The sequence below is a fragment of the Streptomyces sp. WAC05292 genome (assembly GCF_003949955.1).
GTDB classification, from domain to species: Bacteria; Actinomycetota; Actinomycetes; order Streptomycetales; family Streptomycetaceae; genus Streptomyces; species Streptomyces globosus.
Genome location: NZ_RPSE01000009.1, coordinates 35,808 through 51,724 on the forward strand (window position 1 = coordinate 35,808; position 15,917 = coordinate 51,724).

At 70.3% G+C, this 15,917-nt stretch carries 16 protein-coding genes; 11 read left to right on the plus strand and 5 right to left on the minus strand.

What is annotated here, in order from left to right; genetic code table 11:
• Positions 1 to 246: 246 nt before the first annotated feature.
• The 10 genes from EF903_RS02240 (at position 247) to EF903_RS02285 (ending at position 8,654) form a co-directional block, all read left to right on the plus strand.
• Positions 247 to 684 carry a hypothetical protein gene (locus EF903_RS02240; protein ID WP_125540887.1) on the plus strand — a complete coding sequence of 146 codons (438 nt, stop codon included), beginning with the start codon at positions 247 to 249 and terminating at the stop codon, positions 682 to 684.
• Positions 685 to 894: 210 nt separating this feature from the next.
• Positions 895 to 1,731 (plus strand): F0F1 ATP synthase subunit A, encoded by an 837-nt coding sequence (atpB, locus tag EF903_RS02245; protein ID WP_162793326.1) that lies wholly within the window; start codon positions 895 to 897, stop codon positions 1,729 to 1,731.
• Between the two features lie 75 nt (positions 1,732 to 1,806).
• Positions 1,807 to 2,058, plus strand: a complete 252-nt coding sequence (locus tag EF903_RS02250) for an ATP synthase subunit C (protein ID WP_018535366.1) — start codon at positions 1,807 to 1,809, stop codon at positions 2,056 to 2,058.
• Positions 2,059 to 2,096: 38 nt separating this feature from the next.
• Entirely contained in the window at positions 2,097 to 2,642 is a 546-nt protein-coding gene (locus EF903_RS02255; RefSeq protein ID WP_125540888.1) for a F0F1 ATP synthase subunit B, read from the plus strand.
• Complete coding sequence (locus tag EF903_RS02260) at positions 2,639 to 3,454, plus strand: F0F1 ATP synthase subunit delta (RefSeq protein WP_125540889.1); 816 nt, start codon at positions 2,639 to 2,641, stop codon at positions 3,452 to 3,454. Before EF903_RS02255 ends, EF903_RS02260 begins: the two co-directional genes overlap by 4 nt.
• Positions 3,455 to 3,582: 128 nt before the next feature.
• Positions 3,583 to 5,169 (plus strand): F0F1 ATP synthase subunit alpha, encoded by a 1,587-nt coding sequence (atpA, locus tag EF903_RS02265; RefSeq protein WP_125540890.1) that lies wholly within the window; start codon positions 3,583 to 3,585, stop codon positions 5,167 to 5,169.
• 20 nt (positions 5,170 to 5,189) lie between these two features.
• Positions 5,190 to 6,107, plus strand: a complete 918-nt coding sequence (locus EF903_RS02270) for a F0F1 ATP synthase subunit gamma (protein WP_125540891.1) — start codon at positions 5,190 to 5,192, stop codon at positions 6,105 to 6,107.
• Positions 6,108 to 6,119: 12 nt separating this feature from the next.
• Entirely contained in the window at positions 6,120 to 7,556 is a 1,437-nt protein-coding gene (gene atpD, locus EF903_RS02275; protein ID WP_399419958.1) for a F0F1 ATP synthase subunit beta, read from the plus strand.
• A gap of 149 nt (positions 7,557 to 7,705) precedes the next feature.
• Complete coding sequence (locus EF903_RS02280; RefSeq protein WP_114054201.1) at positions 7,706 to 8,080, plus strand: F0F1 ATP synthase subunit epsilon; 375 nt, start codon at positions 7,706 to 7,708, stop codon at positions 8,078 to 8,080.
• A 127-nt stretch (positions 8,081 to 8,207) separates the two neighbouring features.
• Positions 8,208 to 8,654 carry a DUF2550 domain-containing protein gene (locus EF903_RS02285; RefSeq protein WP_125540893.1) on the plus strand — a complete coding sequence of 149 codons (447 nt, stop codon included), beginning with the start codon at positions 8,208 to 8,210 and terminating at the stop codon, positions 8,652 to 8,654.
• A 171-nt stretch (positions 8,655 to 8,825) separates the two neighbouring features.
• Here EF903_RS02285 and EF903_RS02290 read toward each other — a convergent pair whose 3' ends face one another.
• The 3 genes from EF903_RS02290 to EF903_RS02300 all read right to left on the minus strand — a co-directional run bounded on the left by EF903_RS02290 (position 8,826) and on the right by EF903_RS02300 (position 12,719).
• On the minus strand, positions 8,826 to 10,640 hold the full coding sequence (locus EF903_RS02290) for a glycoside hydrolase family 18 chitinase (protein ID WP_125540898.1): 1,815 nt from the start codon (positions 10,638 to 10,640) through the stop codon (positions 8,826 to 8,828).
• Between the two features lie 208 nt (positions 10,641 to 10,848).
• Positions 10,849 to 11,502 (minus strand): response regulator transcription factor, encoded by a 654-nt coding sequence (locus tag EF903_RS02295; protein WP_125540894.1) that lies wholly within the window; start codon positions 11,500 to 11,502, stop codon positions 10,849 to 10,851.
• Positions 11,499 to 12,719 carry a sensor histidine kinase gene (locus tag EF903_RS02300; RefSeq protein WP_125540895.1) on the minus strand — a complete coding sequence of 407 codons (1,221 nt, stop codon included), beginning with the start codon at positions 12,717 to 12,719 and terminating at the stop codon, positions 11,499 to 11,501. Before EF903_RS02300 ends, EF903_RS02295 begins: the two co-directional genes overlap by 4 nt.
• Before the next feature lie 200 nt (positions 12,720 to 12,919).
• Between EF903_RS02300 and EF903_RS02305 the strand changes: the two genes are divergently transcribed.
• Positions 12,920 to 13,516: a hypothetical protein gene (locus EF903_RS02305; RefSeq protein ID WP_125540899.1), complete on the plus strand. Its 597-nt coding sequence runs from the start codon at positions 12,920 to 12,922 to the stop codon at positions 13,514 to 13,516.
• Between the two features lie 7 nt (positions 13,517 to 13,523).
• Here EF903_RS02305 and EF903_RS02310 read toward each other — a convergent pair whose 3' ends face one another.
• Together EF903_RS02310 and EF903_RS02315 are read right to left on the minus strand one after the other, a co-directional pair.
• Positions 13,524 to 14,051, minus strand: a complete 528-nt coding sequence (locus EF903_RS02310; protein WP_125540896.1) for an NADAR family protein — start codon at positions 14,049 to 14,051, stop codon at positions 13,524 to 13,526.
• 128 nt (positions 14,052 to 14,179) lie between these two features.
• Positions 14,180 to 15,868, minus strand: coding sequence for a beta-1,3-glucanase family protein (locus EF903_RS02315; RefSeq protein ID WP_260614715.1), 1,689 nt, complete (start codon positions 15,866 to 15,868; stop codon positions 14,180 to 14,182).
• Positions 15,869 to 15,917: the final 49 nt, after the last annotated feature.

Below are 15,917 nucleotides of genomic sequence, written 5' to 3' on the forward strand. Positions count from 1 at the left end.
CCTTTACCACACGAAACGGCCGCCCGTCGTGCACACACGGGCGCGTTAGCTCTCATGTGTGACAGTGAGCACACGGAGCAGGTAAAGCTCTCATCAAATAGTTTGTGATACCGTTCACTAAACCCGGCGACAGTGCCGAAGGGTCGTAGTGCGACGGTCCCTCGGCCCGAGCGTTCTGCTCGGACCGGGCTTTACGCTCGTCCCGTACGAGTCCCGTACCCCACCACCACGCGGAGCTACCCCGCCATGCGGTCTGATGACGTCCGATCCCTGCTGCAAACCGCCGTACCCACCGCTGCCGCCGGCGTCGTCGCCGCGATCGTCAGCGGCGTGGTCGCGGGCGGCAAGGGGGCCATCGGTGCGCTCGTCGCCACGCTGGTGGTGATCGCGTTCATGGGTGTCGGCTTCGTCGTACTGCAGCGCACGGCCCGGTCGTGGCCGCATCTGTTCCAGATGATGGGCCTGGCCCTCTACACGACCCAGATCCTGCTGCTGTTCGTCTTCGTCGCCGCGTTCCGGGACACGACGCTTTTCAACCCCAAGGCCTTCGCCATCTCGCTGGTCGTCGCGACGCTCGTCTGGATCGCCGCGCAGACCCGCGCCCACATGAAGGCCAAGATCCTTTACGTCGAGCCGAACGCCGACAAGGGTGACAAGCCCGAAAACACGGGGTCCTCGTCGTGAAGGGTAGGGGCGGGATAAGTGGTCGTTCGAGATGCTGCTATCGTCCGGTGCCGTGTGCGGCATCGCGGGCGCGGGCATCTGAGCTGACGCCTGCTCAATCGCGAGGCTCAATGCCTGCCGGCCGCCCCCACATCCGTAAGACCAGTCCCGTGCCGACCCGCGGCCCTGCGCCGCGCCGACACAACGAGGTTGCCGTACCTATGCGCCACGCTGAAGGAGCCCGCGGTGAGTGCTGACCCGACGCAGGTGCTCGCCTTCGAGACCGATTGCCACATCTTCGACGGCTGTGGCTTCCCGGCTCCTGGCCTGCACTCGTTCCTGTTCGAGCCGATCTTCGGCGACGCGGACAGCAGCGTCTACTTCAACAAGACGATGCTGCTGGCCCTGCTCGGGTCCGTCATCATCCTCGCCTTCTTCTGGGCGGCCTTCCGCAAGCCGAAGGTGGTTCCCGGAAAGCTGCAGATGGTCGCCGAGGCCGGCTACGACTTCGTCCGCCGCGGCATCGTCTACGAGACCCTCGGCAAGAAGGAAGGCGAGAAGTACGTCCCCTTCATGGTCGCGACGTTCTTCTTCGTCTGGATGATGAACCTCTGGTCGATCATCCCGGTCGCCCAGTTCCCGGTGACCTCCGTCATCGCCTACCCGGCCGGCCTCGCGCTCGTCATCTACGTCATGTGGATGTCGGTCACCTTCAAGCGCCACGGCTTCATCGGCGGCCTGAAGAACCTGACGGGCTACGACAAGTCGCTCGGCGGGATCCTGCCGCTGGTCATGCTGATCGAGTTCTTCTCGAACGTCCTGGTCCGCCCCTTCACCCACGCGGTCCGTCTCTTCGCGAACATGTTCGCCGGTCACACGCTGCTGCTGCTCTTCACGATCGCCAGCTGGTACCTGCTGAACGGCATCGGCATCGCCTACGCGGGTGTCTCGTTCGTGATGGTCATCGTGATGACCGCCTTCGAGCTCTTCATCCAGGCTGTCCAGGCCTACGTCTTCGTGCTCCTGGCCTGCAGCTTCCTCCAGGGCGCCGTCGCCGAGCACCACTGACCGGCCCCACCCCCAAACCATCAGACGTCCGGTGGCCAACCCCCACCGGTCCATGAAAGAGAAGGAAGAACCGGCATGTCCGCTCTCGCGCAGACCCTCGCCGCTGGCGTCGAAATCAAGGGCAACCTCGGCTCCATCGGCTACGGCCTCGCCGCCATCGGCCCCGGCGTCGGCGTCGGCATCATCTTCGGCAACGGCACCCAGGCCCTGGCCCGCCAGCCCGAGGCCGCCGGCCTGATCCGCGCCAACCAGATCCTCGGCTTCGCCTTCTGTGAGGCGCTCGCCCTCATCGGTCTGGTCATGCCGTTCGTCTACCCGACCTCCTGATCGCGGTAGCGAACACCCTTTAGACGGAAGGCACTGATGTGAACCCTCTGGTTCAGATTGCGGCTGAGGAGCCCCAGAGCCCCCTCATCCCGCCGATCCCCGAGCTGGTCATCGGTCTGATCGCCTTCGTCATCGTCTTCGGCTTCCTCGCCAAGAAGCTCCTCCCGAACATCAACAAGGTTCTGGAAGAGCGCCGCGAGGCCATCGAAGGCGGTATCGAGAAGGCCGAAGCCGCTCAGACCGAGGCCCAGAGCGTGCTGGAGCAGTACAAGGCCCAGCTCGCCGAGGCCCGGCACGAGGCCGCTCGCCTGCGCCAGGAAGCGCTCGAGCAGGGCACTGCGCTCAAGGAAGAGCTGCGCGCAGAGGGCCAGCGGCAGCGTGAGGAGATCATCGCTGCCGGCCACGCCCAGATCGAGGCCGACCGCAAGGCCGCCTCGCAGGCGCTGCGCCAGGACGTGGGCAAGCTCGCCACCGACCTGGCCGGCAAGCTCGTCGGCGAGTCCCTCGAGGACGCCGCCCGCCAGAGCCGCACCATCGACCGCTTCCTCAGCGAGCTTGAGGAGAAGGCCGAGGCTGCCCGATGAACGGAGCGAGCCGCGAGGCACTGGCCTCCGCGCGCGAGCGCCTCGACGCGCTGACGGACAACACGTCCGTCGACGCGGCGAAGCTCGCCGGTGAGCTGGCTGCCGTCACCGCGCTGCTCGACCGTGAGGTCTCGCTGCGCCGGGTCCTCACCGACCCGGCGCAGCCCGCCGAGGCCAGGGCCGAGCTGGCGCAGCGCCTGCTCGCCGGCCAGGTCGGCGGGGAGACCCTCGACCTGGTCACGGGCACGGTCCGGTCCCGCTGGTCCCAGTCCCGCGACCTCGTCGACGGCCTGGAGCAGCTGGCCGACACCGCCGACCTCACGGCGGCCCAGCAGAGCGGTGCGCTCGACGGCGTCGAGGACGAGCTGTTCCGGTTCACCCGGATCGTCGCCTCGAACCCCGAGCTGCGCGCCGCGCTGACCGACCGGACGGCCACCGCCTCCGCCAAGGGCGAGCTGCTGCGCAGCCTGCTCGGCGGCAAGGCCCACGCCGTCACCGAGCGGATGGTCACCCGTCTCGTCACGCACCCGCGTGGACGTAGCCTGGAAGGGGGCCTCGAGGCCCTGTCCAAGCTCGCCGCCGAGCGCCGTGACCGCGTGGTCGCCACCGTGACCAGCGCGATCCCGCTCAGCGACGCGCAGCGCGCGCGTCTCGGCGCGGTGCTGGCCAAGCTGTACGGCCGCCAGATGCACCTGAACCTGGACGTCGACCCCGAGGTCGTCGGCGGGATCGTGGTGCAGATCGGCGACGAGGTCATCGACGGCAGCATCGCGAACCGCCTCGCCGAGGCGGAGCGCCGCATGGCCGGCTGACCGGCCACAAACAGAACGAAGATTCCTAGCGGCCCGGTTGGGCCGTGCAGAACTTGCAGAAGATTCCTGGGGGTCGCCCCCAGACCCCTATGAAGCTTCAGGCCCAACAAGGAGAGCAGGGAACCCAGATGGCGGAGCTCACGATCCGGCCGGAGGAGATCCGGGACGCACTGGAGACTTTCGTCCAGTCGTACAAGCCGGACGCGGCCTCGCGCGAGGAGGTCGGCACGGTCAGCGTTGCCGGTGACGGCATCGCGAAGGTGGAGGGCCTGCCCTCCGCCATGGCGAACGAGCTGCTGAAGTTCGAGGACGGCACCCTCGGCCTCGCGCTCAACCTCGAGGACCGCGAGATCGGTGCGATCGTCCTCGGCGAGTTCAGCGGCATCGAGGAGGGCCAGCCGGTGCAGCGCACCGGTGAGGTGCTCTCCGTCGGCGTCGGCGAGGGCTACCTCGGCCGTGTCGTCGACCCGCTCGGCAACCCGATCGACGGTCTCGGCGAGATCGCGACCGAGGGCCGCCGCGCCCTCGAGCTGCAGGCCCCGGGCGTCATGCAGCGCAAGTCCGTGCACGAGCCCATGGAGACGGGTTACAAGGCCGTCGACGCCATGACGCCGGTCGGCCGCGGCCAGCGTCAGCTGATCATCGGCGACCGCCAGACGGGCAAGACCGCCCTGGCCGTCGACACGATCATCAACCAGCGCGACAACTGGCGCTCGGGCGACGTGAACAAGCAGGTCCGCTGCATCTACGTCGCCATCGGCCAGAAGGGCTCCACCATCGCTTCCGTGCGCGCCGCGCTGGAAGAGGCCGGTGCCCTGGAGTACACGACCATCGTCGCCGCCCCGGCGTCCGACCCGGCCGGCTTCAAGTACCTGGCGCCCTACACCGGCTCCGCCATCGGCCAGCACTGGATGTACCAGGGCAAGCACGTCCTGATCGTCTTCGACGACCTGTCGAAGCAGGCCGACGCCTACCGCGCCGTGTCGCTGCTGCTGCGCCGTCCGCCGGGCCGCGAGGCCTACCCGGGCGACGTCTTCTACCTGCACTCCCGCCTGCTGGAGCGCTGCGCCAAGCTGTCCGACGACATGGGCGCCGGCTCGATGACCGGTCTGCCGATCGTCGAGACCAAGGCGAACGACGTGTCGGCGTTCATCCCGACCAACGTCATCTCCATCACCGACGGCCAGTGCTTCCTGGAGTCCGACCTGTTCAACGCCGGCCAGCGCCCGGCCCTGAACGTCGGTATCTCGGTCTCCCGCGTCGGTGGCTCCGCGCAGCACAAGGCCATGAAGCAGATCTCCGGCCGCCTCCGCGTGGACCTCGCCCAGTACCGCGAGCTGGAGGCGTTCGCCGCCTTCGGCTCCGACCTGGACGCCGCGTCGAAGTCCTCCCTGGAGCGCGGCAAGCGCATGGTCGAGCTGCTCAAGCAGGGCCAGTACCAGCCGATGCCGGTCCAGGAGCAGGTCATCTCCATCTGGGCGGGCACCACCGGCAAGATGGACGACGTCCCGGTCGAGGACATCCGCCGCTTCGAGTCCGAGCTGCTCGAGTTCCTGCGCCACAACCGCAAGGACCTCCTGACCTCGATCCGCGAGGGCGGCAAGATGTCGGACGACACCCTCCAGTCCGTCGCCGACGCCATCGCCGACTTCAAGAAGCAGTTCGAGACCTCGGACGGCAGGCTTCTGGGCGAAGACGCTCCGGCCGGCAAGTAACGACGGAAGGGACCTGACTCATGGGAGCCCAGCTCCGGGTCTACAAGCGTCGCATCCGATCCGTTACCGCGACCAAGAAGATCACCAAGGCGATGGAGATGATCGCCGCCTCGCGCATCGTCAAGGCGCAGCGCCAGGTGGCGGCCTCCACGCCGTACGCGACCGAGCTCACCCGTGCGGTGACCGCGGTGGCGACCGGCTCCAACACCAAGCACCCGCTCACCACCGAGGCCGAGTCCCCGGTGCGCGCGGCGGTGGTGCTGCTCACGAGCGACCGCGGTCTGGCCGGCGGCTACTCGTCCAACGCCATCAAGGCTGCGGACCGGCTGACGGAGCGGCTGCGCGGTGAGGGCAAGGAGGTCGACCACTACATCGTCGGCCGCAAGGGTGTCGCCTACTACAACTTCCGCGAGCGCAAGGTCGTGGAGAGCTGGACCGGCTTCACCGACAGCCCGAGCTACGCGAACGCGAAGGCCGTCGCCGCCCCGCTGATCGAGGCCGTCACCAAGGAGACGGCCGAGGGCGGCGTGGACGAGCTGCACATCGTCTACACGGAATTCGTGTCGATGATGACGCAGAACGCGGTGGACAACCGGATGCTGCCGCTCAGCCTCGAGAAGGCGTCGGAGGAGACGGCCGGCAAGGGCGAGATCCTGCCGCTGTTCGACTTCGAGCCGTCGGCGGAGGACGTCCTCGACGCCCTGCTGCCGCGCTACGTCGAGAGCCGCGTCTACAACGCGCTGCTGCAGGCCGCTGCTTCCGAGCACGCCGCCCGCCGCCGCGCGATGAAGTCGGCGACCGACAACGCCGGTGAGCTGATCACCAGCCTCACCCGGCTTGCCAACGCGGCCCGCCAGGCCGAAATCACCCAGGAAATCAGCGAGATCGTCGGTGGCTCCGCAGCCCTGGCCGACGCGAACGCGGGGAGTGACAAGTAAGTGACGACGTCTATCGATAACGCAGTGGCTGCCGCCACCGGCCGCATCGCGCGGGTCATCGGCCCGGTCGTCGACGTGGAGTTCCCCGTCGACGCGATGCCGGAGATCTACAACGCGCTGACCGTCCAGGTCGCCGACCCGGCCGAGGAGGGCTCGCTCAAGACGCTGACCCTCGAGGTCGCGCAGCACCTGGGTGACGGCATGGTGCGCACCATCTCCATGCAGCCCACCGACGGCCTGGTCCGCCAGGCCGTGGTCACCGACACCGGCAACGGCATCACCGTGCCCGTCGGCGACGTCACCAAGGGCAAGGTGTTCAACACCCTGGGCCGCGTCCTCAACGAGGACGAGTCCACGGTCGCGAACGCCGAGCGCTGGCCGATCCACCGCAAGGCCCCGGCCTTCGACCAGCTCGAGTCCAAGACCGAGATGTTCGAGACCGGCCTGAAGGTCGTCGACCTCCTCACCCCGTACGTCAAGGGTGGAAAGATCGGTCTGTTCGGTGGTGCCGGTGTCGGCAAGACCGTTCTGATCCAGGAAATGATCATGCGTGTGGCGAAGCTGCACGAGGGCGTTTCCGTCTTCGCGGGTGTCGGTGAGCGCACCCGTGAGGGCAACGACCTCATGGTCGAGATGGAGGAGGCCGGCGTTCTCGACAAGACCGCGCTGGTCTTCGGCCAGATGGACGAGCCCCCGGGCACCCGTCTGCGCGTCGCCCTGGCCGGTCTGACCATGGCGGAGTACTTCCGCGATGTGCAGAAGCAGGACGTGCTGTTCTTCATCGACAACATCTTCCGCTTCACGCAGGCCGGCTCCGAGGTCTCCACCCTGCTCGGCCGCATGCCCTCCGCGGTGGGCTACCAGCCGAACCTGGCCGACGAGATGGGTCTCCTCCAGGAGCGCATCACCTCGACCCGCGGTCACTCGATCACCTCGATGCAGGCGATCTACGTCCCCGCGGACGACCTGACCGACCCGGCCCCGGCGACCACCTTCGCCCACCTCGACGCGACGACGGTGCTCTCCCGTCCGATCTCCGAGAAGGGCATCTACCCGGCCGTGGACCCGCTGGACTCCTCGTCCCGCATCCTCGACCCGCGGTACATCGCCAAGGACCACTACGAGGCCGCGACCCGCGTCAAGGGGATCCTGCAGAAGTACAAGGACCTCCAGGACATCATCGCGATCCTCGGCATCGACGAGCTCGGCGAGGAGGACAAGCTCGTTGTCCACCGCGCCCGCCGCGTCGAGCGCTTCCTGTCCCAGAACACCCACGCGGCGAAGCAGTTCACCGGCGTGGACGGTTCGGACGTCCCGCTCGACGAGTCGATCGCCGCGTTCAACGCGATCTGCGACGGCGAGTACGACCACTTCCCCGAGCAGGCCTTCTTCATGTGCGGTGGTCTCGAGGACCTGAAGAAGAACGCCAAGGAGCTGGGCGTCTCCTGATCCGGGACGGCCGGGGCGGGGCGCGCACCCGCCCCCGGCCGAACCGATCGCACGGAGAGGGGCGGGTGCGTCCCGTCCCTCTCCGCACGCCCATTAGAATTCATCCAACACCCGGCGAACCTGCCGGGTGGTGACCCGAGGAGCCAACCTTGGCTGCTGAGCTGCACGTCGAGCTGGTCGCGGCGGACCGCAGTGTCTGGTCCGGCGAGGCCACCCTGGTCGTCGCCCGCACCACGTCCGGCGACATCGGCGTCATGCCCGGTCACCAGCCGCTTCTCGGCGTGCTGGAATCGGGCCCGGTGACCATTCGCACCAGTGACGGCGGTACGGTCGTCGCCGCGGTGCACGGCGGTTTCATCTCGTTCGCGGACAACAAGCTGTCCCTGCTGGCCGAGATCGCCGAGCTCGCGGACGAGATCGACGTCAAGCGTGCGGAGCGGGCGCTGGAGCGCGCCAAGTCGGAGGCGGACGCCGCCGCCGAGCGTCGCGCCGATGTCCGGCTGCGTGCGGTCGCGGGGCACTGAGTCCCGCACCGAACAGGTTTGTGATCTCAGCCGCGGCTCGTTCCGGAACTTCTCGGGACGGGTCGCGGCTGAGGCGATGTACGTCCGTTTTACTTGCGGTAGTCGATGAGCGAGGAGGTCGGTGAAGATGCTCCTCGCTCTGCTTGTGAGCGGCCTGGTCGTAGCCCTGGTGGTGATCGGCCTTTTCGTGTTCGGGCTGCGCCGCCGGTTGATCCAGCGCTCCGGCGGCACCTTCGACTGCAGCCTGCGCTGGGACGTCTCCGACAAGCACGACGTCTCCGGCAAGGGCTGGGTGTACGGGGTGGCCCGCTACAGCGGTGACCGCGTCGACTGGTTCCGCGTCTTCTCCTACTCCCCGCGGCCCCGCCGGCTGCTGGAGCGGGGGTCGATCGAGGTCGTCGCCCGCCGCGCCCCGGAGGGCGAGGAGGAGCTGGCCCTGCTGTCCGACGCCGTCGTGCTCGGCTGCACCCATCAGGGGGTGCGCTTGGAGCTGGCGATGAGCGAGGACGCCCTGACCGGTTTCCTGGCCTGGCTGGAGGCGGCTCCGCCCGGCCAACGGGTGAATGTCGCGTAAGAACTCCCTGCCCTCCCCCAGGTGAAGTCCGGGGGAGGGCGAACGCCGCCTGACGTGCCGCCGCCCTCCCCGGGACTGACTGCTCCGGGAAGGGCGGCGGTGTCTTCGGGGCAGGGCCGGGGACGGGGGGCGGATCCCGTCCCCGGCCCGGCGCTCATCGGGTGCCGGGGGTCACTTCAGGCCGGAGTGGACGGCCGAGGCGAGCTCGCCGTTCGCGGTGTCGCCGCTGAACTCCCAGTAGAAGGCGCCCCTGAGGCCCTGCTGCTTGGCCCAGGCCATCTTCCCGGCGATGGTGGCGGGGGTGTCGTAGCTCCACCAGTTGGCGCCGCACTTGGCGTAGGCGGTGCCGGCGACCGTGCCGGTGGCCGGGCAGCTGTTCTTGAGGACCTTGTAGTCCTCGATGCCCTGCTCGTACGTGCCCTGCGCCGGCCCGGTGGCGGTGCCGCCGGGGGCGTCCTGGGTGACGCCGGTCCAGCCGCGGCCGTAGAAGCCGATGCCGAGGTTCAGCTTGCTGCCCGGGACGCCCTTGGCCTTGAGCTTGGCGATGGCGTCGGCGGAGTTGAAGCCGGCCTGCGGGATGCCGGCGTACGAGGTGAGCGGGGAGTGCGGGGCGGTGGGGCCCTTCGCCGCCCAGGCGCCGAAGAAGTCGTACGTCATGACGTTGTAGAAGTCGGTGTACTGCGCGGCGCCCGCGTAGTCCGCCGAGTCGATCTTGCCGCCGTCGGAGGCGTCGGCGGTGATCGCGGCCGTGACCAGGTTGTTCGCCCCGAACTTGGCCTTCATGGCCTTCATCATGTTGGTGAACGCGGTCGGGCCGGAGGTGTCGCAGGTCAGGCCGCAGGCGTTCGGGTACTCCCAGTCGAGGTCGATGCCGTCGAAGACGTCGGCCCAGCGGGGGTCCTCCACCAGGTCGTAGCAGGACTGGGCGAAGGCCGCCGGGTTGGCCGCGGCCTGCCCGAAGCCGCCCGACCAGGTCCAGCCGCCGAAGGACCACAGCACCTTGATGTGCGGGTACTGGGCCTTCAGCTTGCGCAGCTGGTTGAAGTTGCCGCGCAGCGGCTGGTCCCAGGTGTCGGCCTTGCCGTCGACGCTCTGGTCGGCGCCGTAGGCCTTGTCGTAGTCGGCGTAGGCGTCGCCTATGGTGCAGCGGCCGCCCTGGACGTTGCCGAAGGCGTAGTTGATGTGCGTGATCTTCGCGGCGGTGCCCGAGGTGACCAGGTTCTTCACGTGGTAGTTGCGCCCGTAGACGCCCCAGTTGGTGAAGTAGCCGAGCTTGACCTTGTCACCCGGGTCCGGCGGGGTGGTGCCGCCCGGGGTGGTGACGGTCAGGGTGCCCGAGGAGGGCCCGGTCTGGCCCGCGGTGTCGCGCGCGGTCACGGAGTACGTGTACGCCGTCCCCTTGGTCAGGCCGGTGTCGGTGTACGAGGTCCCGGTGACCGTCGCGACCTTCGCGGAGCCCCGGTAGACGTCGTAGTCCTTGACGCCCTTGTCGTCGGTGGCCGCGGCCCAGGACAGGGCCGCCGAGGTCTCGGTGACCGTGCCCGCGGTGGGGGTGCCGGGCGCCGAGGGCGGGTTGTCGCCGGGCTGGGAGGGGCCGCCGTCGCAGGGGGCGCCGTTGAGCTTGCAGCCGGTCGGGGCTCCCGAGCCGCTGCCGTTGAAGCCGAAGGTGACGCTGGCGCCGGGCGCGAGCGTGCCGTTCCAGCCGACGTTCTTGGCGGTCCAGTGGTCCGCGGAGTTGGTGACCGAGGCGTCCCAGGCCGAGGTGACCCGGGTGCCCGAGGGGAAGTCCCACTCGACGGTCCATCCGGTGAGGGTGGTGGTGCCGGTGTTCTTCACCGTCCACCTGCCCTCGAAGCCGGAGCCCCAGTCCGAGGCCTTCGTGTACGTCGCCGTTGCGGACGGGGCGGCCTGCGCGGGGCCGGCCAGGGCCACGAGCCCGGCGGCCGGCACGGCGAAGGCGGCCACGGCCGCGGCGAGCCTGCGCATCAGACGGGTGGTGCGGGGTGGGGGTGCTGTGCTCAAGGGTGCTCCTCCGTAGGTCCGTCGCCGCCGCGGGGCCGGCTGCGACTCGGGGGTGGGACCTGCGCCGCCCGTGAGCGTCCCTGGCACGGCACGCTCACCACAGTTGCCGCGAGCGTAGAAAGGTCTGGACCAACCGTCAAGAGGTCCAGACCACAACGGAGTTGGAGGCGGGCTAGAGTCCCAGCTCCTGCGCGAGGACGGCCGCCTGCACCCGGCTGCGCAGCTCCAGCTTCCCCAGCAGCCTGCTGACGTGCGTCTTCACCGTCGCCTCGGCCATGGACAGCCGCACCGCGATCTCCGCGTTCGACATGCCCTCGCCGAGGCAGCCCAGCACCTCCCGCTCCCGGCGCGTCAGGGACTCCACCGCCGCGGCCCGCTCCGGCGCCACCGCGGCCTTCGCCTTGCGCGGCGCCGCGAACTCGGCGATCAGGCGCCTGGTCACCGCCGGGGAGATCAGCCCCTCGCCGCGCGCCACGGTCCGCACGCCGGCGATCAGCTCGGCCGCGTCGGCGTTCTTCAGCAGGAAGCCGGCCGCGCCCGCCCGCAGTGCCCCGAAGACGTACTCGTCGAGGTCGAACGTGGTCAGGACCAGGACGTCGGCGAGGCCCTCCGCCACCACCTGCCGCGTCGCCGACACCCCGTCGAGCCGGGGCATCTGCACGTCCATGAGGACGAGGTCCGGGCGGAGCTCCCGGGCCAGCCGCACCGCCTCCTCGCCGTCCGCGGCCTCGCCGACGACCTCGATGTCGCCCGCGCTGCGCAGGATCAGCACCAGCCCCGCGCGCACCGCACTCTGGTCCTCCGCCACCACCACCCGGATGGTCACCCGGTCACCGCCTTCTCCTCCGCGGGCAGGACCGCCCGCACGCGCCAGAGCGGGCCCTCGCGGCCCGCCGTGAACTCCCCGCCCAGCAGCTCCGTCCGCTCCTGCATGCCGATCAGGCCCGCCCCGGAGCCGGGGGCGCGGCGCGGGGGCCGGTCGGCGCAGGGCGACTCGACCGCCACCGTCAGCAGCCCGCCGGTGCGGGCCACGCGGACCCGTACCGTGCCCGGGGCGGCGTGCTTGAGGGCGTTCGTGAGCGACTCCTGGACGATCCGGTACGCCGCCAGCTCCACGGGGGCCGGCAGCGGATCCGGCCCGGGCCGCCGCTCGTCGCACAGCTCGAACTCCAGCCCGCTGCCGCGGCCGTTGACACGGGCCTGCGCCACCAGGGCGTCGAGCCCGTCCAGGGTGGGCGTCGCGACGGCCTCCTGCTCGGCGCCCGCGTCCCGCAGCAGCCCGATCAGCCGGCGCATTTCGGCCAGCCCCTGAACGCTGTTCTCACGGATCACCCCGAGGGCCTCGCGGCTCGTCGCGGGGGAGTCGATGGAGAGGGCCGCCGTGGAGTGGATGGCGATCGCGGACAGGTGGTTGGCCACCATGTCGTGCAGTTCGCGGGCCATCCGCGCCCGCTCGGCGACCACCGCCTGGGCCCGGTCCATTTCGGCCAGCAGCGCCGTCTGCTCGGCGCGCAGCCGGGCGGCGACCGCGGCCTCGCGGTGGTTGCGCAGGGTCGCGCCCGTCAGCGCCGGGCCGAAGCTCACGATGCCGGTGACCACGCCGATCATCAGGGCCTGCGGGGTGCGGAGCCAGGCCACGGCGATGATCGTGACGGCCACGGTGACCAGGCCGGTCGAGACCGGCAGCCGCCGGGCCATCGGGGGCCTGCCGTAGAGGGCGGCCGCGTACACCAGATCCGTGAAGATCATGATGGTGCCGAAGTTGCCCACGGTGAACTGGTCCGCGATCACCGCGAGGGTGCCGACGCCCATGATGAGGTGGGGGCAGCTGCGCCGCACCAGCTCCAGCGGGCCGATCACCAGCAGCGGCACCAGGGCCGCCCAGGCGGGGAAGAAGTGCCGGTTGTTCGTGGTGTAGATGCCGAGCGACCACAGCAGCACCCCGCCGAGCACGCTGACCACCGCGAGGAGCACGTCGTCGCGGTGGGGTCGGGGGATGCGGCGGGTCCGCTCGGGGTCGGCCGGGGCCTCGGTTGCGGTCACGGCCCCATCCAACACGCTCCGGGGCCCCGAGACCTCGCCGCCGGGGCGTATCGCGCGGGGCGGTCCACTACGCCGAAGGATGCAGTCCCGGTTCACCTGCGGAGACGACGAACCGGGGCGGACTGCGGGAGAGGCTGGGACCAGGTGCCGGACGGTCGTCGGCCGCCGCACCGCCGAACCCCCAGCGAATGGAGAAACCCGTGCTCGTCGCCCTGATCGTCGCCTGCGAGGTGGGCTTCTGGGTGCTGCTCGCCGCCGGCCTCGCCCTGCGCTACCTCGCGAAGATGCCCCGGCTCGGGGCGGCCGTCCTGCTGTGCGAGCCGCTGCTGGAGCTGGTGCTGCTGGTGGTCTCCACGATGGACCTCAAGAACGGCGGGGAGCCGTCCTGGAAGCACGGCCTCGCCGCCCTCTACATCGGCTACACGGTGGGATTCGGCCACTACACCGTGAAGTGGCTCGACCGGCACGCCGCCCACCGCTTCGCCGGCGGTCCCAAGCCCCCCGGCCCCGCGTACGGCAGGGAGCGCGCCCGCCACGAGGCGAAGCTGTGGCTGCGGACCGTGGCCGCCGGCGCCGTCGCCCTCGGCCTGCTGGAAGCCGCGATCCTGTACGTCGGCGACGCGGGCGACACCTCCAGCCTGCGCGGATGGCAGTTCGGCGCCCTGCGCGCGGTCGCCATCCACGGCATCGTCGCCGCCACGTACTGGATCTGGCCCCGCAAGGCCCCGGCGGCCGCGACCCCGGACGTGCCGGAGGCCGAGGCCGACCCGGTGCTCCCCGACCGACGGGAGGCCTGAAACACCTTCAGGCTCTGTCTCCCCGGCCAGCGTCGGGGCCTGCCTGACGGCCCCGGCCGTCCCGGGTGGCCGGCCGCCACCCGGAGTGGTCGCGACCTTCGGCGCGGAGCTGGTTTCGGGTGCGCATCAGGATCCGGCCGAGCATGTTCCTGCCGGTCCCGGTCCTGCCGCGGCCCCAGTAGTGGTCGGTGCCGGTGTCCTCGACGATCTCCTCGTCGACGGTCGACAGCAGGATGCCGCGGATGTCCGCGTGCGCCCGGAACTTGGCCGCCACGGCACGGCGCATCACGTCGTCCTTGACGCGCTCCCAGTCCCGCCGCAACGGCCTGGACGGGTCGCGGCCCAGCTCGGCGGCACGCAGCGGCGTGCGAGCGCGGCGGATGAGGTCGGCATGGCGGGTGCCGGTGAACTTCTGTGCCTGGAAGTAGTGCTCCGAGGTCGGCCACACGTGCCCGTCGAGTTCCAGGCCATGTGCGGAGAAATTGGAGAAGCAGCCGTACGGGACTTCGTCCGCACCGTGGAAGTAGATCGTCATCCAAGCCTCGTCGCAGTTGCCGGACAGCGCACGCTTCCAGGCCCTGGCCGCGCTCGCAACCGGTTTCGCCCCCACCCCCACGGCCTTCCACTCCTCCGCCGCCCCGGTGGACGCTGCCGGTCACAGCACTAGGCGAAGGAGAACCAGTTGACGTTGACGAAGTCGGAGGACTGGCCACTGTCGAAGGTCAGATAGACGTCGTGGGTACCGGTGGTGCGGCGGATGTCGGCGGGGACGGTGCGCCAGGCCTGCCAGCCGCCGGTGTTGGCGACGGCGAAGCCGCCGACCGGGGCGGCCGTGGGGCTGCCGAGGCGGACCTGGACCAGGCCGCTGACTCCGCCGGCGGCTCCGGAGGCGACGCGGGCGGCGAAGCGGGTCGCGCCGGCGGAGCCGAAGGCGACGGCCGAGAACTTGATCCAGTCGCCGTTGGACAGGTGGCCGACGGCGGATCCGCCGCCGCTGTCGGAGCAGGCCTCGACCCGGGCTCCGGACTGGGCACTGAACGCCTCGGCCTGGATGGTGGTGAAGGCGCCGACCCCGCCGCCCGGGACGGTGGCGGTCGGCGTCGGGGCCGGTGTGCCGCCGCCGGCCACACCGCCGACCGTGATGGTCCAGCGGCCGGGGGTGCCGGACTGCACCTTCCCCTCGAAGTCGACTCCGGCCGGGTGCACGTCGTCGTACGGGAAGGCGTACCCGAGATGGTCGGGGGTGGTGTGGTGCAGGATGCGGGCGTAGTGGTTGGTGCGCGGCCGGGCGTAGAAGGCGGCGGGCTTCTCGGCGGTCGGCTGGTGGGGGTTGTCCAGCAGGGTCGTGCGGTTGAAGGCGGCGGCGAGCCGGGCGCTGAGATTGCCCATCAGGTCGTTGCCGGTGGTGAAGGGCGCGTCGCTGCAGGAGAAGATCGAAAGGGTGGACGGCTTGGCGAAGCCGCCGACTCCGGGGAAGGCCAGGACGTCGCCGGACACCCGGCCGGTGACGGTTCCCCAGGTGGACTGGGTGTCGATGCGCAGGTCGGTGGAGCGGTACTTGCTCCACACCTCGTCCACGTAGTCGTCGAAGTAGCCGCGGAACAAGGAGCTGTCGCCTCGGATCGCCAGGTTGGGGCTGAGTACGCGCACGTCGCGGCCGCCCGCGGTGACGATCAGCCGGCTCCAGTCGCCGCCGTCGGCGGCGGACTGGGCCCGCAGCGCGGCGGCGACCCGGGACAGTCCGTCGGCGGGCAGCCCGTGCACCGTCTGGGTGCCTTGGCCGGTCTCCAGCCGGAAGGCGATCGGCAGCGAGACCATGTCGACGAACGTGATGTTGGCGTACAGCTGGTCGCTGTTGAAGGTGAACTCGCAGAAGTCGTGAGCGACGCCCGCGTTGGGGTCGGAAGGGTTGCTCACCGACGGCAGGGCCAGACCGCCGCCGCGGTTCACCAGGAAGGTGAGCTTCGCGCCGACGGAGAAGTAGACACGGCCGCTGTCCAGGCGCGGCAGCGTCACCCTTCGGGCCCCGGCGCCGGACGCGCCCAGCGGGATGGCGCAGTCGACCCCGAGCGGGGTCTGGTCGGCGGCCGGAGCCGGCGGGTGGTACAGGCTGGAGCCGTCGGCCCGGATGAAGGCCCAGGTGCCGCCGGCCGCGGGGTCGCGGCCGAGCACGTAGGCGTACACCGCGTTGTTGCCGGTGGTGTTCACCAGGTCCAGGGGGAGCGTGGTGGCGGTGGACGCGTTGGCGCTCCTCTCCAGCCAGGCCGCCGCGGCGGGAACGGCCACGGCCAGGCCGGCTGTCACGGCGAGGAGTTTCCTGCGGGGCATGGTGCGCTGGTGGCGAGCCGTCACGGTGGGGGTCCGTTCTGCGTGAGGTCGGGCGGGGGGAGCGGTCGAACGC